General features: G+C 71.5%; 13 protein-coding genes. 6 read left to right on the top strand and 7 right to left on the bottom strand.

Annotation, left to right across the window (positions count from 1 at the left end; all coding sequences use genetic code 11):
- Positions 1 to 92: 92 nt before the first annotated feature.
- Positions 93 to 5,552, bottom strand: coding sequence for a pullulanase-type alpha-1,6-glucosidase (gene pulA / locus ACFV3E_RS00985; protein WP_500532797.1), 5,460 nt, complete (start codon positions 5,550 to 5,552; stop codon positions 93 to 95).
- A gap of 324 nt (positions 5,553 to 5,876) precedes the next feature.
- Here pulA and ACFV3E_RS00980 point away from each other — a divergent pair, with 324 nt between their 5' ends.
- Positions 5,877 to 7,334, top strand: coding sequence for a hypothetical protein (locus ACFV3E_RS00980; protein WP_500532796.1), 1,458 nt, complete (start codon positions 5,877 to 5,879; stop codon positions 7,332 to 7,334).
- Positions 7,335 to 7,648: 314 nt separating this feature from the next.
- On the opposite strand, the gene ACFV3E_RS00975 is transcribed toward ACFV3E_RS00980, so the two are convergent.
- The 5 genes from ACFV3E_RS00975 to ACFV3E_RS00955 all read right to left on the bottom strand — a co-directional run bounded on the left by ACFV3E_RS00975 (position 7,649) and on the right by ACFV3E_RS00955 (position 13,856).
- Positions 7,649 to 8,686: a LacI family DNA-binding transcriptional regulator gene (locus ACFV3E_RS00975; RefSeq protein WP_500532795.1), complete on the bottom strand. Its 1,038-nt coding sequence runs from the start codon at positions 8,684 to 8,686 to the stop codon at positions 7,649 to 7,651.
- 31 nt (positions 8,687 to 8,717) lie between these two features.
- Positions 8,718 to 10,376 carry a glycoside hydrolase family 13 protein gene (locus ACFV3E_RS00970; RefSeq protein WP_500532794.1) on the bottom strand — a complete coding sequence of 553 codons (1,659 nt, stop codon included), beginning with the start codon at positions 10,374 to 10,376 and terminating at the stop codon, positions 8,718 to 8,720.
- Positions 10,377 to 10,468: 92 nt separating this feature from the next.
- A complete protein-coding gene (locus ACFV3E_RS00965; protein WP_500532793.1) occupies positions 10,469 to 11,389 on the bottom strand; it encodes a sugar ABC transporter permease in 921 nt (306 codons plus the stop codon).
- A gap of 53 nt (positions 11,390 to 11,442) precedes the next feature.
- Positions 11,443 to 12,444 carry a carbohydrate ABC transporter permease gene (locus ACFV3E_RS00960; RefSeq protein ID WP_500369980.1) on the bottom strand — a complete coding sequence of 334 codons (1,002 nt, stop codon included), beginning with the start codon at positions 12,442 to 12,444 and terminating at the stop codon, positions 11,443 to 11,445.
- A 137-nt stretch (positions 12,445 to 12,581) separates the two neighbouring features.
- Complete coding sequence (locus ACFV3E_RS00955; RefSeq protein WP_500532792.1) at positions 12,582 to 13,856, bottom strand: extracellular solute-binding protein; 1,275 nt, start codon at positions 13,854 to 13,856, stop codon at positions 12,582 to 12,584.
- A gap of 325 nt (positions 13,857 to 14,181) precedes the next feature.
- Here ACFV3E_RS00955 and ACFV3E_RS00950 point away from each other — a divergent pair, with 325 nt between their 5' ends.
- Genes ACFV3E_RS00950 through ACFV3E_RS00940 form a run of 3 tightly spaced genes read left to right on the top strand, consistent with a single transcriptional unit; the run spans position 14,182 to position 17,834 of the window.
- A complete protein-coding gene (locus ACFV3E_RS00950) occupies positions 14,182 to 15,840 on the top strand; it encodes a glycoside hydrolase family 13 protein (RefSeq protein WP_500532791.1) in 1,659 nt (552 codons plus the stop codon).
- 25 nt (positions 15,841 to 15,865) lie between these two features.
- On the top strand, positions 15,866 to 16,954 hold the full coding sequence (locus ACFV3E_RS00945) for a LacI family DNA-binding transcriptional regulator (protein WP_500532790.1): 1,089 nt from the start codon (positions 15,866 to 15,868) through the stop codon (positions 16,952 to 16,954).
- A 37-nt stretch (positions 16,955 to 16,991) separates the two neighbouring features.
- The gene (locus tag ACFV3E_RS00940) at positions 16,992 to 17,834 is read left to right on the top strand and encodes a phosphatase PAP2 family protein (RefSeq protein WP_500532789.1); all 843 of its coding nucleotides are present in this window, start codon (positions 16,992 to 16,994) and stop codon (positions 17,832 to 17,834) included.
- An 18-nt stretch (positions 17,835 to 17,852) separates the two neighbouring features.
- Here the strand turns inward: ACFV3E_RS00940 and ACFV3E_RS00935 are convergent, their stop codons facing one another.
- Positions 17,853 to 20,813: a bifunctional [glutamine synthetase] adenylyltransferase/[glutamine synthetase]-adenylyl-L-tyrosine phosphorylase gene (locus ACFV3E_RS00935; protein ID WP_500532788.1), complete on the bottom strand. Its 2,961-nt coding sequence runs from the start codon at positions 20,811 to 20,813 to the stop codon at positions 17,853 to 17,855.
- Between the two features lie 228 nt (positions 20,814 to 21,041).
- Between ACFV3E_RS00935 and ACFV3E_RS00930 the strand changes: the two genes are divergently transcribed.
- Positions 21,042 to 23,360 (top strand): peptidoglycan recognition protein family protein, encoded by a 2,319-nt coding sequence (locus ACFV3E_RS00930; protein ID WP_500532787.1) that lies wholly within the window; start codon positions 21,042 to 21,044, stop codon positions 23,358 to 23,360.
- Between the two features lie 190 nt (positions 23,361 to 23,550).
- Entirely contained in the window at positions 23,551 to 24,450 is a 900-nt protein-coding gene (locus ACFV3E_RS00925) for an alkaline phosphatase family protein (RefSeq protein WP_500532786.1), read from the top strand.
- Positions 24,451 to 24,593: the final 143 nt, after the last annotated feature.

Raw genomic sequence — 24,593 nt, 5'->3', positions numbered from 1 at the left:
CCGGATGGCCACGCACTTCGCCCGTACGCAGCACCGCCCGGCCGGGACCCGCGGAGAGCGGGCCGCCGACCGGGCGGTCACGGAACGTGTCGCTACTTCCGGACGAACACCGCGACGGTGCGGCCCGGCACGGTGAAGGTGCCGGACGCGGCGTCGTAGGAGGCCCGCTTCACCACGGCGTCGGAGCCCGCGGCCTGCACCGGGTGGAGGGCGTAGGCCTTCCCCGACAGGGCGCCGACCCGCTGGTCCTGGGCCTTCGGGGTCGCGTTGAAGACCACCACCAGCCGGCCCAGCTGCGCGGTGATGACGCCCGGGGTCTCCTGCTCGCCCGAGAGGGGGAAGGACAGCTGCTCCTGGACCTGCGCCGCCGTGGTCAGCCCGAAGGCCGGCTCGGTGGAGCGGATCCGCAGCAGGTCCTGGTACGCGGCCGAGGCCGAGGCGGTCTGCGCGCAGCCGACCCGGAGCGTGTCCGCGGTCAGCAGCGGCTTCGCGAAGGACCACTTGGACTCGTTGTCGGCCTTGGGGGGCAGGCCGCGGCCGAAGCCGTTGCCCGAGGAGCAGTCCCAGTGGATGGCGTTGAACCAGTCGCCGGAGTCGTACGAGTTGCGGTCCAGGGACTTGGAGCGCAGCAGGTCCGAGCCCGCCTGGTAGAGCGCCGGCCCCTGGGAGAGGGCCGGGACGGCCTCGGCGACGACCTGCATGCGTGCCCGGTCGGCGGGCGAGGTGCCCTGGGGCAGCTTGAAGGCGAGCGCGTCGTACAGGGCCTCGTTGTCGTGGGCGTCGGCGTAGGCGAGGGCGTCGCCGGGGGCGTCCGCGTATCCGGCGGGTGAGCCGTTGTAGTCGACCTCGGCGCCGCTGACCTCCTTGCCGCTGCTGTCGGTGAAGGAGAAGGACTTCAGGTTGCCGGTGAGCCCGACCTTGATGAGGTCCTGGTAGTGCAGCAGGCGGGCCCGCTGCTCGGCCTCGCTGCCGTTGGCGGCGGAACCGTTGGGCTCGTTGAACAGGCCCGAGGCGAAGCCCTGGACGCCGGGGTCGGAGTCGAAGGGGCCGCCGCCGCGGACCGCGTCGCGGGCCCGGTCGGAGAAGGTGGCGACTCCGGTGCCGGCCATGTTCTTCTGGGTGGCCTGCACGAAGCGGGCGTCGTCGGCGACCTCGCCGAAGTTCCAGCCCTCGCCGTAGAGGATGATCTTCTTGCCGTCGACGCCGTCCTTCGCGGGGGTCAGCGCGTCCAGCGCCTTGCGGACGGCGAGGATGTTCGCCTTGGGGTGGTGGCCCATCAGGTCGAAGCGGAAGCCGTCGACCTTGTACTCCTTGGCCCAGGTGACGATCGAGTCGACGACCAGCTTGCCCATCATCGCGTTCTCGGTCGCGGTGTTGGAGCAGCAGGTGGAGTTGGCGACGGTGCCGTCGTCCAGGAGGCGCTGGTAGTAGCCGGGGACGATCCTGTCGAGGACGGACTTGTCGTCCTGGCCGCTCGCGGCGGTGTGGTTGTAGACCACGTCCATGACGACCCGCAGGCCCGCCTGGTTGAGCCCCTGCACCATCTTCCGGAACTCGACGGTGCGCTCCGTGCCGTCCGGGTCGGTGGCGTAGGAGCCCTCGGGGACGGTGTAGTGGAAGGGGTCGTAACCCCAGTTGTAGGCGTCCTTCGCGGCGACCGCGGCCACGCACTCCTGCTGCTTGTCGGAGTCGGCCGGGTAGGCGCCCAGGTCGCAGTCGACGGTGGCCTGGTCGGCGCTCTTCTCCGCGACGGTGGCGAAGTCGAAGGCCGGCAGCAGGTGGACGTAGGAGACCCCGGACTTCGCCAGCGCCTTCAGGTGCGTCATCCCCGCCGAGCCGGTGTCGGTGAAGGCGGTGTACTTGCCCTTGTCCCGGGCGGGGACGGTGGAGTCCGCGACGGAGAAGTCCCGGATGTGCAGTTCCTGGATCTGCGCGTTGTTCAGGCCCACGGCCTTGGGCTTGGCCAGGTGCGACCAGCCGCCCGGGGCGAGCTTCGCGTCGTCGAGGTCGACCACCAGGCTCTGCTTCGAGTCGGCGGTCAGGGCGACCGAGTAGGGGTCGGTGACCTTGTTGGTGACGACCTTCTGCACGCCGGGCGCCCAGACCGTGACGACGTAGCGGTACGGCTTGCCGGTCCAGCTCCGATTGCCGGTCACGCTCCACACACCGGTGGAGGCGTCGCGCCGCATCGGGACGGTGGTGCCGTCCAGGTCCAGGGCGACGGAGTGGGCGGTGGGGGCCCACACCGACAGGGTGGGCTTGCCGTGGGTGAAGACCGGGCCGAGCGCGGCCTTGGTCGCCTTGGCCGCGTACAGGTCGTCCAGGACGCCCTGGATCTGGACGCCGGTTGCGGAGAGCAACGCGCCATTGGCGAGCCGCTGGGTGGCGACGACCTGCCCCGTGAGGGCGGTGCGGACACGGTCGCGGTCGCGCGGGTCGACCGTGAAGGCCGCGTAGTCCCTCAGGTGCGGGAAGCGGGCCTTCTGGGCGTCGGTCAGGCCGCCCGTGACGCGCTGCAGGCGCAGCCAGTGGCCCTCACCGGTCAGAGCGCCGTCCTTGATCGCCAGGCCGCCGTCCGGGGCGTAGACCAGTTGGTGACTCGCGGCGGTGTCGCCGGTCTTCCACGCGACGGTGTCGGCGTCGATCCACTGGGCCTTGGCCGCGGACAGGTCGAGGTCGGCGGAGGAGCCGGACGTGGAGGGCAGCAGGTACTTCTCGGTTCCGTTCAGCAGCCACACCTCGTGTCCGTAGGTGGCGAGGTCCAGCGACTGGTCGGCGGGCAGGTCCTTGGTGTCGCCCTTGTGGAGGATGTAGCTGAGCGACGTGGCGCCCGCGGCGAGCGGCACCTCGAAGACCGCGCCGTAGGCGTCGGTCCGCACCGGCTGCAGCGGGGCGGTCCAGTCGGTCGGGTTCGCGGCGCCGGTCCAGGTGTGCAGGCCCCAGCCCGCGTAGTCCCCTCCCCCAGAGCCTCCGGCCTGGGAGGTATCCCCAGCCCGGTGGTAGTGGAGGACCGCCTTCGTCCTGTCCTGCCCCGGCTCGGTGCCGGACGGGGCCTGGGTGGCGACGGCCTCCTTGCCCTGCTCCACCCAGATCTCACCGTTCTTGGTGACGTCGATGAACCGGTCGGCGGCGACGTCCTTGTTCCCGTCCTTGTCGATGACGAGGTAACCGACGCTGGACGCTCCCGGCTTGAGCTTGACGTAGGCGAAGGCACCGTAGGCGTCGCGGCCGATGAAGTCGTGGCCGGCCGGCCAGGTGGTGCCCTCGCCGTCGGCGATGTCGCCCCAGGCGTACAGGCGCCAGTCCGTGTAGTCGTTGTCCGCGCGCTTGTAGTGGACGACGGCGTAGTCGCGGCTGCTCGCCACCGGGGGCTGCGGCGGAACCGGGGTGCCGCTGGTGGTCCCGGCGGTGGTGCTCGCGGTGCGGCCTGCGGAATCGATCACGACGGCCTTGTACCGCAGCGCGGTGCCGGGCGTCACGTCGTCACCGACCGTCTGGGTGACCTTGTACGGCGCGTGGTCCGCGGAGCCGAGGACCTTCCACGGCCCGTTGCCGGTCTGCGCGGCGAAGACCACGCGGTTGAGCTGCCCGCCGTCGACGTCGGCGGAGAGCTCGACGGTGCCGGTGGCACCCGCGGCGGGGGCCTTCAGGGTGAGGGACGGCCGGGCGGCGGGGGCGCCGAGGGGCTTGCCCGCCTTGTAGACCACGGTGGACAGCGCCGGGACGGTCACGCCGATCTTCCGGTCGGCGCCGCTGGTGACGGAGCCCTCGGTGCCGTAGAGGGCGGTGAAGGCGGTGTTCGCGGAGCCCGTGGGGACGTCGGCGGTCCGCGCCTCGGTCGCGTTGTTGACGGCGACGACGTACTCGGTACGGGTCTTCGCGTCGGTGCGGGAGAAGGCGTAGATCCCGGCGCCGTCGGCGACGTGGCGCTCGGTCTGGACGCCGTCGGCGAGCGCCGGGTGGGCCTTGCGGAGCGCGGCCAGCTTCGCGATCGCCCGGTAGAGCGGGGCGCCGGTGTCGTAGGCGTCGCTCGCGTGGGTGCGGTCGGTGCCCAGTTGGTCGTCGTCGAGGTAGTCGGCGACCTTGGACGCGAACATCGTCTGGCGGGCGTCCTTGTCGCCGCCGGCGCCGGTGAAGCCCTGCTCGTCGCCGTAGTAGACGACCGGGTTGCCGCGCGAGAGGAACATCAGCTCGTTGGCGAGCCGGTCCCGCCGCACGAGTTCGGCGTCGTCGGCCTTCGGGTTGTCCTGCTTCAGGAACGTGCCGATGCGGCCCATGTCGTGGTTGCCGAGGAAGGTGACCTGCTCGTACGCGTTGGCCTTGTCGGTCGTGTACCGGTAGTCGTCACCGAAGACCCCGGCCAGCTTCGCCGCGGAGCCGCCCTGGGAGGCGTACTGACGGGCGGCGTCCTGGAAGGGGAAGTCGAGCGTCGAGTCGAGGCGGCCCTGCGTGACGTACGGGGACGTGATGGCGGTGTCGGCGGAGTAGACCTCGCCGAACATGAAGAAGTCCTTGCGGCCGTGCTCGGCCGCGTAGGAGTCGAGGGCCGTGGCCCACTGGGTCCAGAACGGCAGGTCGACGTGCTTGACGGTGTCGATGCGGAAGCCGTCGACCGCGAAGTCGCGGACCCACTTCTCGTAGATCTCCTCCATGCCCCTCACGACCTCGGGACGCTCGGTCCACAGGTCGTCCAGGCCGGAGAAGTCGCCCTGGTCGGAGCTCTCGCCGGCGAAGGTGGAGTCGCCCCGGTTGTGGTACATCGTCGGGTCGTTGAGCCAGGCCGGGACCTTGCTCTTGGCGGTGACGACGGGGGTGCGGGGGAAGGAGTCGCGGTCGACGGCGGGGAAGCCCTTGCCGCCCTTCGCGTAGTCGGCGTCGTCGAAGGGCACGCCGTCCTTCGTCAGGTAGGGGAACGCGCCCTTGGAGAGGTAGCCGTAGGACTTCTCGTCGTAGTCGACGACGTCGGCGGTGTGGTTGGTGATGACGTCGAAGAAGACCTTCATGCCCTTGGCGTGGGCCTTGGATATCAGCGCCTTGAGGTCGGCGTTGCTGCCGAAGTGCGGGTCGACCTGGGTGAAGTCGGTGATCCAGTAACCGTGGTAGCCGGCCGACGCCTGATCGCCCGAGCCCTGGACGGGCCGGTTCTTGAAGATCGGCGCCATCCATATCGCGGTGGTGCCGAGGCCCTTGATGTAGTCGAGCCGCCGGGTGAGCCCCTTGAGGTCACCGCCCTGGTAGAAGCCCTTGTCGGTGGGGTCGTACCCGGTGCTGAGCCGGGTGCCGGTCAGACCGCCCCTGTCGTTGGACGTGTCGCCGTTGGCGAAACGGTCCGGCAGTACGAAGTAGAACTGCTCCCGCGTGAGGTCGTGACGCGCCGTCTGGGCGGCGAGCGCCGCGTCGGAGGGCGGTGGGGGCGGGGCGGCCGCCGAGGCGGCGGGTGCCGAGGCGGGGACGGCGAGGGCGGCGGCGAGGGCCGCCACCGCGACGGCTGCGGCTCCGCGTCTGCGCGCGCGTGGGCGCGTGGACGCGGGCAGCCCGGTGTGCTGGGCCACGGGGTGTTCTCCTTGCGGAATCCGTGTGCGGACGGTTGTACCTCTGGGAGCCCACGCGCCATGAGCCATCGCCCGGCAGCGGTGCCGGACCGTGACCGGGACCGTACCTCTTACAGCAGGCTTACAGCAAGATGTCGCAAGGATTTCCAACAGGACGGCCTCGACGGCGGCGGAACACAGATGACGCCCCGTCATATCCCGGTCCGCCGCGGCCGGTCGCCGAACACTATGAACGCAAAGGCCACGGCTCTGGACCCGCACCGCCTCCGTCCCCAAGCATCGGGGCCCGCGCAACGAAGCGCCGGACGACGGAAGGACGAGACGATGGTCACCGGGCACTCCCCCCACCGCCCCCGGTCCGGATCCGCACGACACCGCATCTCCGTGACGATCGCGGGCGTCGCCGCCCTCCTCGCCACCGCCCTGGCCGGGCCCGTACCTGCGTCCGCGGCCGACGGGCCCGCCCCCGCCGACTGCCCGGCGGAGCTGGCGGCGGAGGCCGCCTGCTACCGGGGCCAGGACGCGAACGGCGCCTTCTACGCCATGGCGGTCCCGCACGACTGGAACGGCTCGCTGGTCGTCCACGCCCACGGCGGCCCCGACCTCGGCGACACCTCAGACCCCGAACGCAGCACCGGGGACCTGGCGCGCTGGTCGGTCATGGTGAAGGAGGGCTACGCCTGGGCGGGTTCCTCCTACCGCCGCGGCGGCTACGGCACGCGGATGGCGGCGAAGGACACCGAGAACGTGCGGCGGCTGTTCGTGGAGCGCTTCGGCACGCCGCGCCGGACCTTCGTCCACGGCCAGTCCTGGGGCGGCGACGTGGCGGCCAAGGTCGCCGAGATCTACGGCACCGGCCGCCATGCGCCGTACGACGGCGCCCTGCTGACCAGCGGCGTCCTGGGCGGCGGTTCACGCGGCTACGACTACCGGGTGGACCTGCGCGTGGTCTACCAGTACTACTGCCGCAACCACCCCAGGCCCACCGAGCCCCCGTACCCGCTGTGGATGGGGCTGCGCGCCGACTCGACGATGACCACCAGCGGACTGCGCTCCCGCCTGCAGGAGTGCACCGGCTACGCCTCGCCCCCGCAGGAGCGCACCGCCCTGCAGCAGCGCAACCTGGACGACATCCTGGCGGTGACCGGGATCCCGGAGCGGACGCTGGAATCGCACCTGCGGTTCGCGACCTTCACCTTCCGCGACATCGTGCACAACCGGCTCGGCGGCCGAAACCCGTTCGGCAACAGCACCGTCCGCTATACCGGCTCGCACGACGACGCGGCGCTCAACGCGGGTGTGGAGCGCTTCGCCGCCGACCCCACGGCCCGCCGGGACCTGTCCTACGACAGCGACGTCACCGGCGCCGTGTCGATCCCCGTGCTCACCGTCCACGCCATCGACGACCCGACCGCCTTCGTCGAGCACGAGGCGGCCTACCGGGCCTCCCTGGAGGGCGCCCACCGCGGGCGGCTGCTGGTGCAGAACTTCACGCGGGAGAGCGAGCACAGCGAGCTGAGCGACGCGGAGTACGCCGCCGCGATGCGGTCACTGGCGACCTGGGCACGGACCGGCCGCAAGCCCACGCCGGCCTCGGTGGCGGCCTCCTGCCCGGCGTTCGACACCACCTACGGCACGGGGTGCTTCTTCGAACCGGGGTACGTCCCGCGCCCCTACGCCTCCCGCGTGTACCCCCGCCCGGGGGCGCGGCACTGGCCGGCGCTGTCCGCCGCCCAGGAGCGCGTGTGGAGCCGCCTGGACGGCGTGGGCATCGCACCCTGACCCCCTCCCACCTGCGGTCCCGCCCTTCCGAAAGGTCCCTGCAGAATCTTGCAGAAAGTTTCTGCAGGGGCCTTCCGTCCTGACCGGAGCGGCTGTTACGTTCCTCTTCGGCCCGGTTCGGCCGGCCGGGGGTCCGCCCCTGACGGCGGGTCCCACGCGCCCGGCCGGCTGGACCGGTCGCCACCGAGACGGAGGCGGGCCCAGGACCGACGAAGCCACCCCGCTGCGCCCCGCCCGGGGCAGGTCCAGGGCCCGCCTCAACACCCGCCGCGCATCAGGAACGGCCGGGGACGATCAGAGACGACCGGAGACGATCAGGAACGCCGGCCGGCGCCGGGCGCCTGACCCGTGGAGCCGCGGACGACCAGCTCCGTCTGGAAGACGAACTCCGCGCGCTGCACCGGGTTGCCGCCGATCTCCTCCAGCAGCGCGTTCACCGCGGCCGCGCCCATCGCCTCGACCGGCTGGCGGACCGTGGTCAGCGGCGGGTCGGTGAAGGCGATCAGCGGCGAGTCGTCGTAGCCGACGACCGACACGTCCCCGGGGACGGTCAGCCCCCGTTCCCGCACCGCGCGCACCGCGCCGAGCGCCATCAGGTCGCTGCCGCAGACGATGCCCGTGCAGCCCTTGTCCAGCAGCGCCCCGGCGGCCGCGTGGCCGCCCTCCACGGAGAAGAGGGTGTGCTGGACGTACTCCGCGGCCTGCTCCTCGGCGAGCCCGAGCAGGCTGCCCAGCGACTCCACGAAGCCCTCGACCTTGCGGTGCACGGGCACGAAGCGGTTGGGCCCGACGGCCAGGCCGATCCGCTGGTGGCCGAGCTCCACCAGGTGCTGCACGGCGATGCGTGCCGAGGCGCGCTCGTCCGGCGAGATGTACGGCCCGGCGATCGCCGGGTTGAAGCCGTTGACCAGCACGTAGGGCACGCCCTGGCCGAGCAGGCGGGCGTAGCGCTCGGGGTCGGCGGTGACGTCCGCGTGCAGCCCGGACAGGAAGACGATGCCGCGCACCCCGCGCTCCACGAGCGCCTCCACCAGTTCGTCCTCGGTGGAGCCGCCGGGGTGCTGGGTGCACAGCACCGCGGTGTAGCCGTAGCCGGTCAGGTTCTGCTCGATGACCTGGGCGAAGGCGGGGAAGATCGGGTTGTTGAGCTCGGGGGTGATCAGCCCGATCTGGCCGGCGCTGCGCTGGCGCAGCCGCACCGGACGCTCGTAGCCGAGCACGTCCAGTGCGGCCAGCACCTTCTGCCGGGTGGCGGGGGCGACCCCCGCCTTCCCGTTCAGCACGCGGCTGGCGGTGGCCTCGCTGACCCCCGCCTGGGCCGCGATGTCGGCAAGTCGAGCGGTGGTGTTCACAGTCCCCGACCCTATGCGACCGCGACGCACGTCAAACGGCCCACCAGACGGTCGTGTCGGCCGGGAGGACGACCCCGTCCGCCGTGACCTCCACGGGGGAACTGGCCAGCAGCACCCGGCCCGGCGCGGGCAGCGTCACCGGAGCACCGGTGGTGTTGACGGTGCACGCGAAGCCGGGCCGGCGGAAGGACAGCACGCCCTGCGGGGCGTCCTGCCACTGGACCGACTCGCCCGCGCCGAGGCCGTCCCGCTCGCGGCGCAGCCGCAGGGCGGAGCGGTACAGCTCCAGGGTGGAGTCCGGGTCACCGGTCTGCGCGGCGACGCTGAGGCCCGCCCACTCCTCGGGCTGCGGCAGCCAGCTGCCGCCGCTGCCGAAGCCGTACGAGCTGCCCTCCGCGGTCCACGGGATCGGCACGCGGCAGCCGTCGCGGAAGCCGTCCTGGCCGGCGGCGCGGAAGAACGCCGGGTCCTGACGGGCCTCGTCGGGCAGGTCGGTGACCTCGGGCAGGCCCAGTTCCTCGCCCTGGTAGACGTACGCGGAGCCGGGCAGGGCCAGCATCAGCAGGGAGGCGGCGCGGGCACGGCGCAGGTCGTAGCCCTTCCCGTCGGGGGACAGCCGGGTGGCGTGGCGTACCACGTCGTGGTTGGACAGGACCCAGGTGGTGGGCGCGGCGACCGGGCGCATGGCGTCGAGCGAGCGGTCGATGACCTCGCGCAGCTCGACGGCGTCCCACTTCGTGCCGAGGTACTGGAAGTTGAAGGCCTGGTGCAGTTCGTCGGCGCGGACGTAGTTGGCGGTGCGCTCGACGGTGGGGGTCCAGGCCTCGGCGACGGCGATGCGGGCGCCTGGGGGCGCCCCCGGCCGAAGGCTGGGGGAGTATTCGTCGAGGATGCGCCGCCAGGAGCGGTAGACGTCGTGGACGCCGTCCTGGTCGAAGAAGGGCAGGACATCGTTGCCAAGGAGCTTGAGCTGCTCGTGGGCGCCGATGTCGGGCAGGCCGTCGGCCTTGACCAGGCCGTGGGCGACGTCGATGCGGAAGCCGTCGACGCCCATGTCGAGCCAGAAGCGCAGGATCGAGCGGAACTCGTCCTGGACGGCCGGGTGCTCCCAGTTGAAGTCGGGCTGCTCGGGCGCGAACAGGTGCAGGAACCACTCGCCGTCGGCGGCACGGGTCCAGGCCGGCCCGCCGAAGATGGACTCCCAGTCGTTGGGGGGCAGTTTGCCGTTCTCGCCCTTGCCGGGACGGAAGTGGTAGCGCGCCCGCAGCGGCGAGCCGGGACCCTCGCGCAGCGCCTGCTTGAACCACTCGTGCTGGTCGGAGGAGTGGTTGGGGACCAGGTCGACGATGATCCGCAGACCCAGCCGGTGGGCGTCGCGGATCAGGCCGTCGGCGTCGTGGAGGGTGCCGAACATCGGGTCGATGGCCCGGTAGTCGGCGACGTCGTAACCGGCGTCGGCCTGCGGGGAGGCGTAGAAGGGGCTCAGCCAGACGGCGTCGACGCCGAGGTCGCGCAGGTACGGGAGCCGCCCGCGGACGCCGGGGATGTCGCCCATGCCGTCGCCGTTCCCGTCGGCGAAGCTGCGGGGGTAGACCTGGTAGATGACCGCGTCTCTCCACCAGTCCGTGGTGGCCACGGGCTGGTCGCAGGAGTGGGGGTGACGGGTGGAGTCCGCCAGGTACTGGGTCATGGTGATCCCTTGGAAAAGTGGTTGCTCGTGCGGCGAGGGGGCGAGGCCGGGGCACCCGGCCGGTGGGCCGGGTGCCCCGGGTCGGACGACGGTCAGGACTTGGCCGCGCCGGCGGTGAGGCCGGTGACCAGGTGCCGCTGGACGACGTAGAAGAAGGCCGACGCGGGGACGGCGATGAGCACGGACGTGGCGGCCATCAGGTCCCACTGGTTGTCGTGCTCGCTGATGAAGGTGGTCAGTCCGACGGCGAGGGTGTACTTGTCGTCGCCGAGCATGAAGACCGAGGCGTAGGCGACCTCTCCCCACGCGGTGAGGAAGGTGTAGAAGGCCGCCACCGCCAGGCCAGGACGGGCCAGCGGCAGGACCAGCCGGTAGAAGGTGCCGAACGGGGTGAGGCCGTCGACCCGTCCGGCTTCGTCGATCTCCTGCGGGATGGTGTCGAAGTAGCCCTTGAGCAGCCACGCGCAGTACGGCACGGCGGTGGTGCAGTAGACCAGGATGAGCGCCCAGTACGTGTCCAGCAGGCCCAGGTCGGCCAGGATGTTGTACAGCGGCACCATGAGGATGGCGACCGGGAACATCTGGGTCACCAGGAAGATCCACATCAGCTGCCGGTGGCCGGGGAAGCGCATCCGGGAGACCGCGTAGCCGGAGCTGGCGGCGATGAACACGCCCAGCACGCAGGTGCCGAGGGCGACGATCATGGAGTTCAGGAACCACTGCAGGAAGTTCGTGTCGCCGAGGACCTTGGTGTAGTTCTCGAAGCTGAACTTGCCGGCGATGTCGGCCGGGTGCAGGAAGTCGGTCTTGTCGGGGCCGAAGGAGACCCAGGCGATCCACAGCACGGGGAAGGCCGCGATGAGGCTCGCGGTGATCAGCACGCCGTGGATCAGCACGGACGCGCCCCGGCTGCGCTCGCCGCGGCCGGTGCGCCGGCGCGCGGCCGCCCGGGCGGGGGCGGCGGTCACGCCCTGGTCGGCTCCCGTCGCGGGGAGGTCTGCGGTGGTGCTCATGGGGGTGGCTGCCCTCTCTTGCGTCATGACGATGTCCTTGCCGGGGGCGGCCGTCAGGCGGCCGCGTTCTCGGAGCGGGCGAGCCAGCGCCGGTACACGGAGGCGAAGACGATGAGCATGGACAGGATGATCACGCCGTAGGCGGCGGAACCGGCGTAGTCACGTGGGTCCTGTCCGAAGCCGAGCCGGTAGGCCCAGGTCACCAGGATCTGCGCGTCCTGTCCCGCGCTCGCGCCGAACAGCAGGAAGATGACGACGAACTGGTTGAAGGTCCAGATGATGCCGAGCAGGATCACCGTGCTGCTCACCGAGCGCAGGCCCGGGAGCGTCACGAAGCGGAACCGCTGCCAGGGGGTGGCGCCGTCCATCTCGGCCGCTTCGTACAGCTCGGAGGGGATCGACTGCAGGCCGCCGAGGAGGGAGACCATCATGAAGGGCACGCCGACCCAGGTGTTGACCATGATCGCCGCGGTCTTCTGCCAGAAGGGGTCGCTCAGCCACGCGGGCGTCGGCAGGTGCAGCGAGTGCAGGACCGTGTTCAGGATGCCGCCGTCGTCGGCGAGGATCAGCCGCCACGAGAAGACGGTGACGAAGGTGGGCACGGCCCAGGGCAGGATCAGCACCAGCCGGTAGAAGGTGCGGCCGCGGATCTTGCGGTTCAGCAGCATGGCGAGGCCGAGGCCGAGGCCGTAGTGCAGGGTGACGCAGACGGCCGTCCAGATGATGGTCCAGGTGAAGTGCGGCCAGAACTGGTGGTCCGCCCCGGAGAGGATCTCCGTGTAGTTCTTGAAGCCCACCCAGGAGAAGGAGTCCGGGATGTGGTTGACGCCGATCGTCCGGCCGACGTTCTGGCTGTTGGCGTCGGTCAGCGACAGGTAGATGCCGCGGACCAGGGGGTAGAGCACCAGCAGGCCGATGACGGCGACCACCGGCGCCACCATGGCCCAGGCATACCAGTTGCGGTTGTACGACTGCCGGATGCGGCTGAGCGGACCGCGGCGCGGCGCCTCGCCACGCTTGGTCTTCCGGGTCCCGCCCTGGACGGCGACGGTCATCTTCGGCACCTTTTCGAGAGGTTCGCTAAGGGTGGTACGGCCGCGGCGCACGGCCGGGGGGCATGCGTGCGGACGCGGGCGGGCCGTCCGGTCCGCCCCCCGCTCGGGGGAGGCGGACCGGACGGCTCATGGCTGCCTTACTGGAAGTCCTTGACGAGCTTCTTGTAGGCGTCGGCGGTCGCGTCCAGCCCCTCCTGGGTGCCGGTCTTGCCCTGCAGGACGTTCGTCAGACCGGTGTTGAAGTCGGCGAACAGGGAGCTGTACTCGGGCAGCTCCGGACGCGGGCGGGCGACGTTGGCCAGGATGTCCTGGAACTCGGCGACGCCGGGAGCGGCCTTGACCTCGGCGGTGTAGGCGGAGGTGCGGGTCGGCAGGGTGCCGTTCTTCAGCGCGATCTTGGCCTGGGTCTCACCCGAGGTCATCCAGCCGACGAACTTCTGGGCGGCTTCCTGGTGGGCCTTGTCCGAGCCGGCGTAGACGGCCAGGTTGTGGCCGCCGGTGGGGGCGCCGGCCTTGCCGGTGGAGCCGGCCGGGACGGAGGAGATGCCCAGGTTGGCCTTGTCGGAGAAGGCCGCGCCCTTGTAGATGTTGGTCAGTTCCCAGGGGCCCTGGACGATCATGGCGACCTTGCCGTTGACGAACGCGTCCTGCATGTGGGCGTAGCTGTCGGCGGTCACGTCGAGCTTGTGGACACCCGGGGAGGCGAGCACGGACTTGCTCGCGTCGACGGCCTTGACGGCCTCGGGCGAGTTGATCGTGATCTTCTTCGCCGCGGCGTCGACCATGTCGGTGCCCTCGCCGAAGAGGAAGGGCAGCTCGTAGTAGGAGTCGGCGCGGAGCCAGAAGCCGTCGACCTTGTCCTTGGCCTTGACGGCCTTGGCGACCGCCTTCAGCTCGTCCCAGGTGGCGGGGGCCTTGTCGAAGCCGGCCTTCTTCAGCAGCTCCTTGTTCCACATGAGCGCGAGGGTGTCGGTGACGATCGGGGCACCGTAGGTCTTGCCCTCGTACTGCGCCTGCTTGAGCAGGGACGGGTTGATGTCACCCTGGTCGGCCAGTGCCGGGGTGCCGTCCAGCGGCGCGAGGAACTGGGACTTCGCCCAGGAGGCGGTCCAGCCGACCTCGGCGCGGACGACGTCCGGGGCGCCCTTGCTGCCGGCGGCCGTCTGGAACTTGTTCTGGGCCTGGTCGAACGGCACGTTGACGTACGTGACCTTGATCTTCGGATTCGCCTTCTCGAAGTCCGCGATCAGGGCCTTGTAGGTCGGCGCCTCGTTCGTCGCGTTCGAGGTGTCCCACCAGGTGATGGTGACGGGACCGCCGGCCTTGTCACTGCCGCCGTCGTCGCCGCCGCAAGCCGTCGCCGCAAGCCCGAGCGCCGCAACCAGCGCGGTGGCCGCTATGCCACGCCGCATGTGATCTCCTCCAGGATGAAAGCCCGTGATGGTGCGGGACGCGTCGCCGCGTCCCCCCTGCCGACTGCGCCTTTGCGGCCGCCGGGCTGTCGAGGAACGTAACAGGGATGAAAGCCCGACGAAAGACCTTGCTGCAAAGACTTGCAAGATCTTCCGATCGTTACATCTGCGTGTCCTCACAGTTGCAGACGGGAGACGTGACGTGGGACGCTCGCGCTCCTGGAAGCCGTTACGCGATCTTCCGCAAATTCTTGAAAGGCATTGCCGATCACGCGGCGGATCGGAATCATCGGCAGGGAACGGCGCCGACTCCCGAGGGACCGACATGACCCAAGAGCTCGCCCCCGTCATCCACGACGCGACCGACGAGACCCCGGCCGCCCCCGAAGGGGGCACACCCGGCTGGTGGCGCAGCGCCGTCATCTACCAGGTGTACGTACGCTCCTTCGCCGACGGCGACGGCGACGGCGTCGGCGACCTGCCCGGCATCCGGGCCCGGCTGCCGTACCTGGCGGAACTGGGCGCCGACGCGGTCTGGCTGACCCCCTTCTACGCCTCGCCCCAGGCGGACGGCGGCTACGACGTCGCCGACTACCGCAGCGTCGACCCCCTCTTCGGCTCCCTCGCGGACGCCGACGCGCTCATCCGCACCGCCCACGGGCTGGGCCTGCGGGTGATCGTCGACATCGTCCCGAACCACACCTCCGACCGGCACGCGTGGTTCCGGGCGGCGCTCACGGACCGGCGCGGGGGGCCGGACCGTGAGCGCTACCACTTCCGCCCCGGCAAGGGCGAGCACGGCGAACTGCCGCCCAACGACTGGGAGTCGGTCTTCGGCGGCCCCGCGTGGACCCGGGTCGCGGACGGCGACTGGTACCTCCACCTCTTCGCGCCCGAGCAACCCGACCTCAACTGGGACCACCCCGAGGTCCGCGAGGAGTTCGACGCCGTCCTCCGCTTCTGGCTGGACCTGGGTGTGGACGGCTTCCGCATCGACGTCGCCCACGGCATGGTCAAGGCGCCCGGCCTGCCCGACATCGGCCACAAGGAGCAGGTCAAGATGATCGGCTCCCAGCTGCTCCCCTTCTTCGACCAGGACGGGGTGCACGAGATCCACCGCGCCTGGCGCCGGCTGCTCGACTCCTACTCCCCCGGCCCCGGGCCGCAGGAACTGCCGTCCGAGCGCATCGGCGTCGCCGAGGCCTGGGCGCCCGACGCCGGGCGCATGGCGCTGTACGTCCGCCCCGACGAGCTGCACCAGGCCTTCAACTTCCACTTCCTGCAGTGCCCGTGGGAGGCCGGGGCGATGCGCGCGGTGATCGAGGAGTCCCTCGCCGCCACCGTCTCCGTGGGCGCCCCCACCACCTGGGTGCTCTCCAACCACGACGTGGTCCGGCACGTCACCCGCTACGGGGGCGGTACGGCCGGGCTGCGCCGGGCCCGCGCCGCGGCCCTGCTGATGCTCGCGCTGCCCGGTTCCGTATACGTCTACCAGGGCGAGGAACTGGGTCTGCCCGAGGTCACCGACCTGCCGGACGAGGTCCGCCAGGACCCCTCCTTCTTCCGGGACAACGGCCAGGACGGGCTGCGCGACGGCTGCCGGGTGCCCATCCCGTGGACCGCCGACGGCCCCAGCCACGGCTTCGGCCCGGCCGGCAGCTGGCTGCCGCAGCCCGCGGGCTGGGGCGGACTGAGCGTCCAGGCGCAGACCGGCGACCCCGACTCCACCCTGGAGCTGTACCGCTCGGCCCTGCGGCTGCGCCGTGAACTGCCCGGCCTCGGCGACGGGCCGATGCGCTGGCTGGACGCTCCCGAGGGGGTGCTGGCCTTCTCCCGTCCCGGCCTGGTGTGCACCGTCAACGTCAATCCGGCGCCGGTCCAACTCGCCGTGCCGGGTCGGCCGGTGCTCTCCAACGAGCCCGTGGCGTTCACCGGCGGATCCGTCCGTCTTCCGGCTGATTCGTGCATCTGGTGGGCGATCTGAGATGCGACCGGTACAGTCCAATCCTGTGACCGCAAGGCTTGCCGACATCGCAGCCCAGGCGGGGGTGAGCGAAGCGACCGTCAGCCGTGTCCTCAACGGCAAGCCCGGGGTCTCCGCCGCCACTCGCCAATCCGTGCTGGCCGCCCTCGACCTGCTGGGGTACGAACGGCCGGTGCGGCTGCGGCAGCGCAGCGCGGGCCTCGTCGGGCTCATCACCCCGGAGCTGGAGAACCCGATCTTCCCGGCCTTCGCGCAGGTCATCGGGCAGGCCCTGACCCGGCAGGGGTACACCCCGGTGCTGGCCACCCAGACCCCGGGCGGCTCGACCGAGGACGAACTCGTCGAGATGCTCGTCGAGCGCGGTGTCGCCGGGATCATCTTCGTCTCCGGACTGCACGCCGACTCCACCGCCGACGTGGAGCGCTATGACCGGCTGCACGGCCAGGGCGTGCCGTTCGTCCTGATCAACGGCTTCTCCGGCAAGATCAAGGCGCCGTTCGTCTCACCCGACGACCGCGGTGCCATGCGTCTGGCCGTCACCCATCTGGCGGCGCTCGGCCACGAGCGGATCGGCCTCGCGGTCGGTCCCAAGCGGTTCGTCCCCGTGCAACGCAAGATAGAGGGCTTCCTGCGCAGCATGGAAGAGGTGCTCGGCATAGCCGCCGACGAGGCGGCCGGGCGCATCCAGCACTCGCTGTTCACCCTCGAGGGTGGTCAAGCGGCCGCCTCGGGCCTGATCGAGTCCGGCTGCACGGCCGTGGTGTGCGCCTCCGACATGATGGCGCTCGGCGCCGTCCGCGCCGCCCGGCAGCAGGGGCTGTCCGTCCCCGGGGACGTCTCCGTCGTCGGCTTCGACGACTCCCCGCTCATCGCCTTCACCGATCCGCCGCTCACCACCATCCGGCAGCCGGTCACGGCCATGGGTCAGGCCGCGGTGCGCGCGCTGCTGGAGGAGGTCGGAGGTACCCCGGCACCGCACAGCGAGTTCGTCTTCCTGCCCGAACTGGTCGTCCGCGGTTCGACGGCATCAGGTCCCAAGGCCCGGGCAGCCGTACCCGTACAGCAGTCGGCCGGGAGGCGTACGCGCGATGCACGGAATCCCACCGGGGGTTGATCGGACGGCACCGGACCGCATGGCAGACTATCGCCCCATGGGGGAATCGACCGCGAAGACCATGGCCCACCGCAGTGACGCCGCACCACCGCGCTCCATCGATTCCCGTGACGCCGATGGAGCGACGACGGGCAACAGGCTGCTGGCGCCACGCCGGCCCCGGCTGTGGTTCGAGATCCTGCTGATCGCAGTCAGCTACTGGATCTACTCACTGGTGCGCAACGCCGTGCCCGAGCAGCAGGACGACGCCATGCGGAACGCGGGCCACGTCTGGGGCCTGGAACGGTCCCTCGGGCTCGCCTTCGAGCACGCGGTCAATCATGCCGTGAACTCCGTAACGTGGCTCATCGTCGCGATGAACTATTACTACGCGACGCTCCACTTCATCGTCACCCTCACCGTGCTCGTCTGGCTGTTCCGCCGGCACCCCGGGCGCTACGCGCCGACCCGGCTGGTCCTCTTCGTGACGACCGGCATCGCGCTGCTCGGCTACTACTTCTTCCCCCTGGCGCCGCCCCGGCTGATGGAGGGCGGCGGCTTCATCGACACCGTGAAGATCCACCACACCTGGGGGTCGATGGCGTCGGGCGACCTGGCGCACGTCTCCAACCAGTACGCGGCCATGCCGTCGATGCACATCGGCTGGTCGCTGTGGTGCGGCATCACCGTCGCCATGCTCGCGCGGCGGGCCTGGGTGCGGGTGCTGGGCGTGCTCTACCCGGTGGTCACGCTGCTCGTCATCGTCTCCACCGCCAACCACTTCTGGCTCGACGCCGCCGGCGGCACCCTCTGCCTCGGCGTCGGCTTCGCCGCCTCCTGGGCGGTCTACGGCGGCCTCGCCTACCGGTTGCCGCGCCAGGTGCGCGTCGCCACGGCGTAGGCGGGCGGCGGGCGCGGACTACGTGGCGTAGAAGAGGCGCTCGACCACCGCGCGGGCCCGGCGCGTGGCCCGGCGGTACTCCTCGACCATGTCGCCCACGTGGCCCGGCTCGTAGCCGAGGTACCGCCCCACCGCGGCGAGTTCCTTGCCGTCGCCGGGGAAGGTGTCGCCGGCACGGGCCCGGACGAGCATGACGGCGTTGCGCATCCGGCTCGCCAGGATCCAGGCGGCGTCCAGGACTTCCGCGTCCTCGGCGGGGACCAGCCCCACCGCCGCGGCCGCGGCCAGCGCCGGCCGGGTACGGGTGGTCCGCAGGCCGGGGAACTGCGCGCCGTGCTGGAGCTGCAGCAGCTGCACGGTCCACTCGACGTCGCTGAGCCCGCCCCGCCCCAGCTTGGCGTGGGTCGTCGGATCGGCGCCGCGCGGCAGCCGCTCGGACTCCATTCGGGCCTTGAGCCGGCGGATCTCGCGGACCGCCTCCTCCGGCAGCCCGTCGGCCGGGTAGCGCAGCGGGTCGACGAGGCCGATGAAGCGGGCGCCCAGGTCCTCGTCGCCCGCGACCGGTTCGGCGCGGAGCAGGGCGTGGCTCTCCCAGACCAGCGACCAGCGCCGGTAGTAGGCGGCGTACGAGCCGAGCGTGCGCACCAGCGGTCCGCTCTTGCCCTCGGGGCGCAGGTCGGCGTCGATGAGCAGCGGCGGGTCGGTGGTGGGGATCTGCAGCAGCCTGCGCAGCTCGTTGGCGACCTTGAGCGCGGCCTTGGCGGCCCGGTGCTCGTCGGTGCCCTCGTACGGCTCGTGGACGAACAGGACGTCGGCGTCGGAGCCGTAGCCCAGTTCGCGGCCGCCGAAGCGGCCCATGCCGATGACGGCGAACCGGGTCGGCAGGGGCTCCCCCTCGGCCGCCTCGACGGCGTTGACCGCGGCCTGCAGGGCTCCGGTGACGGCGGCGGCGTTGAGGTCGGTGAGGGCGGTGCCGATGGCGTCGGGGTCGTCGCGGTGGACCCCGACGAGGTCCGCGGCCGCGGTGCGGAACAGCTCGCGGCGGCGGACCCCACGCACCGCGGCGACGGCCTGCTCGGCGGAGTCCGCGCGGTGGACCGCGGCCAGCACCTCCTGGTCCAGCGCAGCACGCGTGCGGGGCTGGAGCCCCTCGTCGTCGGCGAGCAGGGCGACCGCCTCGGGCGCCCGCATGAGCAGGTCGGGGGCGAGCCGCCCGGAGGAGAGCACCCGCGCGAGGTTGACGGCGGCGGCGCCCTCGTCCCGCAGCAGCCGCAGGTACCAGGGGGTGCGGCCCAGGGCGTCGCTGACCTTGCGGAAATTGAGCAGGCCCGCGTCGGGGTCCGCGGAGTCGGCGAACCAGCCGAGCAGCACCGGCAGCAGGGTCCGCTGGATGGCGGCCTTGCGGCTGACCCCCGAGGCCAGCGCCTCCAGGTGGCGCAGTGCCGCGGTGGGGTCGGCGTAGCCGAGCGCCTCCAGGCGCTGCTTGGCCGCGTCCGGGGTCAGGCCCACCTCGCCGGGGGCGAGCTGGGCGACCGCGTCGAGCAGCGGCCGGTAGAAGAGCTTCTCGTGGAGGCGGCGCACCTCCCGCGCGTGCCGCCGCCACTCCCGCTGCAGCTCCACCACCGGGTCCGCCCGGAAGCCCAGCGAGCGGCCGAGCCGCCGCAGGTCCGCCACGTCCTCGGGCACCAGGTGGGTGCGGCGCAGCTTGTGGAGCTGGATGCGGTGCTCCATCGTCCGCAGGAAGCGGTACGAGGTGTCGAGCGCCGCCGCGTCCGCCCGCCCCACGTAACCGCCGGCGGCGAGCTGGGACAGCGCGGTCAGGGTGGTGCCGCTGCGCAGCGACGGGTCGGTGCGGCCGTGCACGAGCTGGAGCAGCTGCACCGCGAACTCCACGTCCCGCAGGCCGCCGGGGCCCAGCTTCAGCTCCCGGTCGAGGTGCGCGACGGGGATGTTCTCCACGACCCGGCGCCGCATCTCCTGCACGTCCTGGACGAAGTGCTCGCGTTCGGCGGCCTGCCACACCATGGGCGACAGCGCCTCGACGTACTCCTGCCCGAGCGCCGGGTCGCCGGCCACCGGGCGGGCCTTGAGCAGCGCCTGGAACTCCCACGTCTTGGCCCAGCGCTTGTAGTAGGCCAGATGGCTGGAGAGGGTGCGCACCAGCGGGCCGCGCCGGCCCTCGGGCCGCAGGTTGGCGTCGACCTGCCAGATGCTGCCCTCGACGGTGGTGTCGGAGCAGATCCGCATCATGCGCGAGGCCAGCCGCGTGGCGGCCTGCAGCGCCTTGGCCTCCTCGGCGTCGGGGCGGGCCTCGGCCACGAAGATGACGTCGACGTCGGAGATGTAGTTGAGCTCGTGGCCGCCGCACTTGCCCATGCCGATCACCGCCAGCCGGCACAGCGCGGCGTCATCCGGCGCCTCGGCCTCGGCCATGGCCAGGGCCGCGCGCAGCGTCGCGGTGGCGAGGTCGGCGAGCTCCGCGGCCGTCTGCACCAGGTCGCTGGTGCCGCACACGTCGCGGGCGGCGATGCCCAGCATGCAGCGCCGGTAGGCGACGCGCAGCGACTCGGGGTCGTCGGCCCCGGCCAGCCCCCGTTCGAACTCCGTGGTCCCCGGGTGCAGGTCGGCGTGCTCGTAGGTGACCAGGGCGTGCCAGTCGCGCGGATGCCGGGTGAGGTGGTCGGCCAGGGCCACGGAGGCGCCCAGCACCCCGAGCAGCCGGTCGCGCAGCGGCTTGGCCGTGGTGAGCGTGTCGAGGAGGGTGCGCCGCTCCCCGGGATCGAGGGCCTCGAGGACCCGTACGAGGGAGGCGAGCGCCTGGTCGGGGTCGGCGGTGGCGCCCAGCGCGTCGAGCAGGACCGGGTCGCTGCGGACCGGGGCGAGCTGCTCCCCGCCCAGCAGCGCCTCGGCGGCCACGGCGTCACTGAAGCCGTGCCGCAGCAGCCGCCCGAACCTGGTGTCCCGTCGCCCTTCCAGCACGCCGCCTGCCTTTCCCGGTGCTCCCGGCTGGCCCGATCCGCCCTAGAGAGAGTATCCGCCCTGCCCCGGCCCTGTTACCTGGCGGTATGCCCGGTTTGGGGTGATCGTCCGGCGGTGTGAGCGCGGTCTGGTCCTTCTGGTATAAAGCGCTTGCTGTTTCAGAGGTTTAAGAAATCAACCAACGGTACCCACGGCTACCCATGAGTGGGACGGGGCGGGGAAGAGAACATGCGGCGAATACGTCTGCGCGGGCGTGCGTGGCTCGCGGTGGGGGCGGTCGTGCTCGGAGGGGCCGGTGTCATCACCGCCGCGTCCGTGGCCAGCGGTCCGGAGGGGACCGCCCCGTCGGCCGACGCGAAGGGGCCGGTGCCCAGTGCGGTCCAGTCCGTCGACCTCAAGGGCAAGGGCGGGGAGCGCGCCCTGCCGCGGCGCGACACCGACACCTTCGGCCTGCTCGGGGTGACGTGGGACGACCCGCGCACGGAGCTGGACGGCACGGTGCAGGTGCGCACCCGTTCCGTGAAGACCGGCCGGTGGTCCGACTGGCACGCGGTCGACCCGCACTACGACGACGCTCCCGACCCGAAGACCGAGGGCGCCACCCGGGGCGGTTCGGCCCCGCTGTACGTGGGCCTGTCCAACGGCGTCGAGCTCAAGGTCGTGTCGGCGAACGGTGCCTCGGGCACCCTCCCGAAGGGCCTCCAGCTCGAGCTGGTCGGCGACGCCAAGAAGAGCGGCACCGACGTCGCCATGGCGCCCGCCGCCTTCGCGGCGGACGCCGAGGAGACCACGACCCCGTCGGCCGACCCCTCGGCGACCGACACCCCGCCCGGCTCGGCCACGCCGGATCCCGGAGCCTCCTCCCCGAGCCAGACGGCGGAGCCGTCGACCTCGGCACCGGTGAGCACCCCGCCGGCCAGCTCCTCGGCGTCGACGAGCGCCTCGCCGAGCAAGTCCGCGACCACCTCCACCTCGCCGTCGCCGAGTTCGACCCGGCCGGCCGCTCCCGCGTCCACCGTCGCCAAGCCGGCCGTCGTGAGCCGGGCCGGCTGGGGCGCCGACGAGTCCAAGCGCGAGGCCGGGGACCCGCCCTACGCGGACAAGGTGAACGTGGTCTTCGTCCACCACACCGATACCGCCGCCGACTACGACTGCACCGAATCGGCCACGATCGTCCGGTGGATCTACGCCTACCACCTGTCGCAGGACTGGCGTGACATCGGCTACAACGCCCTGGTCGACAAGTGCGGCACCATCTTCGAGGGCCGCTACGGCGGCATGGACCTGCCGGTCATCGGCGCGCAGACCTACGGCTTCAACACGCGCAGCTGGGGTATCGCCGCGATCGGCACCTTCCAGGTCATCAAGGGTGTCCCGGCCACGCCGATCTCCTCCAAGATGCTCGGCTCGATCGCGGCGCTGTCCGCGTGGAAGCTCGGCCAGTACGGGATCAACCCCAACCCCGGCAGCAAGACGCAGACCCTGGTCGAGGGCGCGAAGGACAGCCCGCCGTGGGTCCTCAACAAGTCGTACACGTTCAACCCGATCTCCGGGCACCGCGACGGCTTCGCCACCGCCTGCCCCGGCCAGAACCTGTACGACAAGCTCGCCACCATCCGCTCCTACGCGGCCGGCGTCGCCGCGCCGACGCTGAACGGCGTCAGCGGCGCCACGCTCTCCGGCTCCTCGTACTACACCAAGGGCACGGCGACGGTGGCCTGGAAGGAGAGCACGCCGACAGCCGTCCTGAAGCGGTTCGAGGTGCTCGTGGACGGCAAGGTCGCGGCCACCGCCAAGGCCACCGCCACCTCCGCGCCGATCACGGTCGCCGCAGGCAAGCACACCGTGACCGTGCGGGCGGTGCACATGAGCAACAAGACGGCAACGTCGGCGAGTTCGTACACCGTGGTCGGCGACACGACCAAGCCGACGTTCACCACCGCCCCCTCGGTGAAGATCCGCAACGCCACGGTGTCCAGCACCTCCGTGCCGGTCTCCGTGAGCTGGAAGGCCGCCGACAACGGCGCGCTCAAGAGCGTCGCGGCGACCGCCCCGACCACGGCCACCTTCGGCCCGACCACCACCTCGTGGAGCACCACGGGCAAGGCGAACACCGCGGTCACGTACGGCCTGAAGGCCACCGACGCGGCCGGGAACTACACCACCGCCTCGGTGAGCCGCACGGCGGCGATCCTGCAGGAGACCTCGGCGACGAAGGCCGGGACGTGGTCGGCGAAGAGCAGCACCAGCTACCTCGGCGGCAAGTCGCTCACCTCGTCCTCCAAGAACGCCAGCCTGACCTGGACGTTCACCGGCCGCTCGGTCGGCTGGGTGGTCTCCCGCGCCTCGACCTCCGGCCAGGCGTACGTCTACGTCGACGGGGTCAAGGCGGCCACGGTGGACCTGAAGTCCTCCACCACCGCCTACCGGCAGACGATCTGGTCCAAGACCTGGAGCACCAGCGCCAAGCACACGCTGAAGGTCGTCGTCGTCGGCACCTCCGGGCGTCCGGCGATCACCACGGACGGCATCACGTACGTCAAGTGACGTCCTGACAGCAAGGGCCCGGGGAACGCGAGTTGCGTTCCCCGGGCCCTTTTACCTGCGCTTGACCTCAAGATCCAGAACGTACGCACCGTTCCCCGGACCTTCACTTCCGCGGCGCTTCGGACGTCCACGGCCCCCTCCTAACCTGGCGCGGCGCCACTCCCCGTCCCCCCCTTCACGGAGGTCCGCCGTGTCCGGCTGGTCCCTGCCCCGTCCCCGTCGCACCGTCACCGCCCTCGCTTCCACCCTCGGCGTCGCCGCCGCCTCCCTCGGCCTGTGGGCCGGACTCGGCGGCGCCGAGACCGCCCACGCGGCCGGCAGCGTGCCGAACCCCGACCACGTGGTCGTGGTGATGCTCGAGAACCACGCCTACAGCCAGGTCATCGGCAGCTCCAGCGCCCCGTACCTCAACAACACGCTCAAGGCCGGCGGCGCCAGCCTGACGCAGTCGTACGGCGTCACGCACCCGAGCCAGCCCAACTACCTGCAGATCTTCTCGGGCGGCAACCAGGGCGTCACCGACGACGGCTGCTACACCCCCGGCTTCAGCTCGGCCGCCAACCTCGCCTCGGAGCTGATCGCCGCGGGCAAGAGCTGGGCCAGCTACAACGAGACGCTGCCGAGCCAGGGTTCCACCACCTGCAGCAGCGGCGACTACGCGCGCAAGCACAACCCGTGGTTCGCCTTCAAGAACGTCCCGACGTCCACGGCGAAGACCTTCGCGCAGTTCCCGACGGACTTCACCACCCTGCCCAAGGTCTCCTTCGTCACGCCGAACCTGTGCAGCGACATGCACGACTGCTCGGTGTCCACCGGTGACACCTGGCTGAAGAACAAGCTGGGTGCCTACGCGACCTGGGCGAAGACCCACAACAGCCTGCTCGTCGTCACCTTCGACGAGGACAACCGGCTGAGCGGCAACCGCATCCCGACCGTGCTGTACGGCCAGCCGGTCAAGGTCGGTTCGTCGTCCGCCACGACGTACAACCACTACAACGTGCTCCGCACGCTGGAGGACCTGGCGGGCCTCACCACGCACGCGGGCAACGCCGCCTCCGCCTCGGACATCACCGGCATCTGGGCGAGCTGAGGCCGGTGTACGTCGCGGACAGCCGCGGCGGAGCCGGCACCGGGGTGGGGGGCGGGGGGGGGGGCGGGCCCCCCGGCCCCCCCCGCGCCCCCCCCCCCCCCCTGCCGGGGGCAGCAGAACTCAGACACCCGCTCCCTTGGCGC

This window comes from Streptomyces sp. NPDC059718 (assembly GCF_042733315.1).
In the GTDB taxonomy this organism is placed as follows: Bacteria; Actinomycetota; Actinomycetes; order Streptomycetales; family Streptomycetaceae; genus Actinacidiphila.
This window is presented reverse-complemented; position numbering and strand designations above follow the sequence as displayed.

What these genes read in the sequence shown, in the direction of transcription:
- ACFV3E_RS00980 (WP_500532796.1), top strand. Translation starts at nt 5,877, where the DNA reads ATGGTCACCGGGCACTCCCCCCACCGCCCCCGGTCCGGATCCGCACGA.
- ACFV3E_RS00970 (WP_500532794.1), bottom strand. Translation starts at nt 10,376, where the DNA reads ATGACCCAGTACCTGGCGGACTCCACCCGTCACCCCCACTCCTGCGAC.
- ACFV3E_RS00965 (WP_500532793.1), bottom strand. Translation starts at nt 11,389, where the DNA reads ATGAGCACCACCGCAGACCTCCCCGCGACGGGAGCCGACCAGGGCGTG.
- ACFV3E_RS00960 (WP_500369980.1), bottom strand. Translation starts at nt 12,444, where the DNA reads ATGACCGTCGCCGTCCAGGGCGGGACCCGGAAGACCAAGCGTGGCGAG.
- ACFV3E_RS00955 (WP_500532792.1), bottom strand. Translation starts at nt 13,856, where the DNA reads ATGCGGCGTGGCATAGCGGCCACCGCGCTGGTTGCGGCGCTCGGGCTT.
- ACFV3E_RS00950 (WP_500532791.1), top strand. Translation starts at nt 14,182, where the DNA reads ATGACCCAAGAGCTCGCCCCCGTCATCCACGACGCGACCGACGAGACC.
- ACFV3E_RS00940 (WP_500532789.1), top strand. Translation starts at nt 16,992, where the DNA reads ATGGGGGAATCGACCGCGAAGACCATGGCCCACCGCAGTGACGCCGCA.
- ACFV3E_RS00930 (WP_500532787.1), top strand. Translation starts at nt 21,042, where the DNA reads ATGCGGCGAATACGTCTGCGCGGGCGTGCGTGGCTCGCGGTGGGGGCG.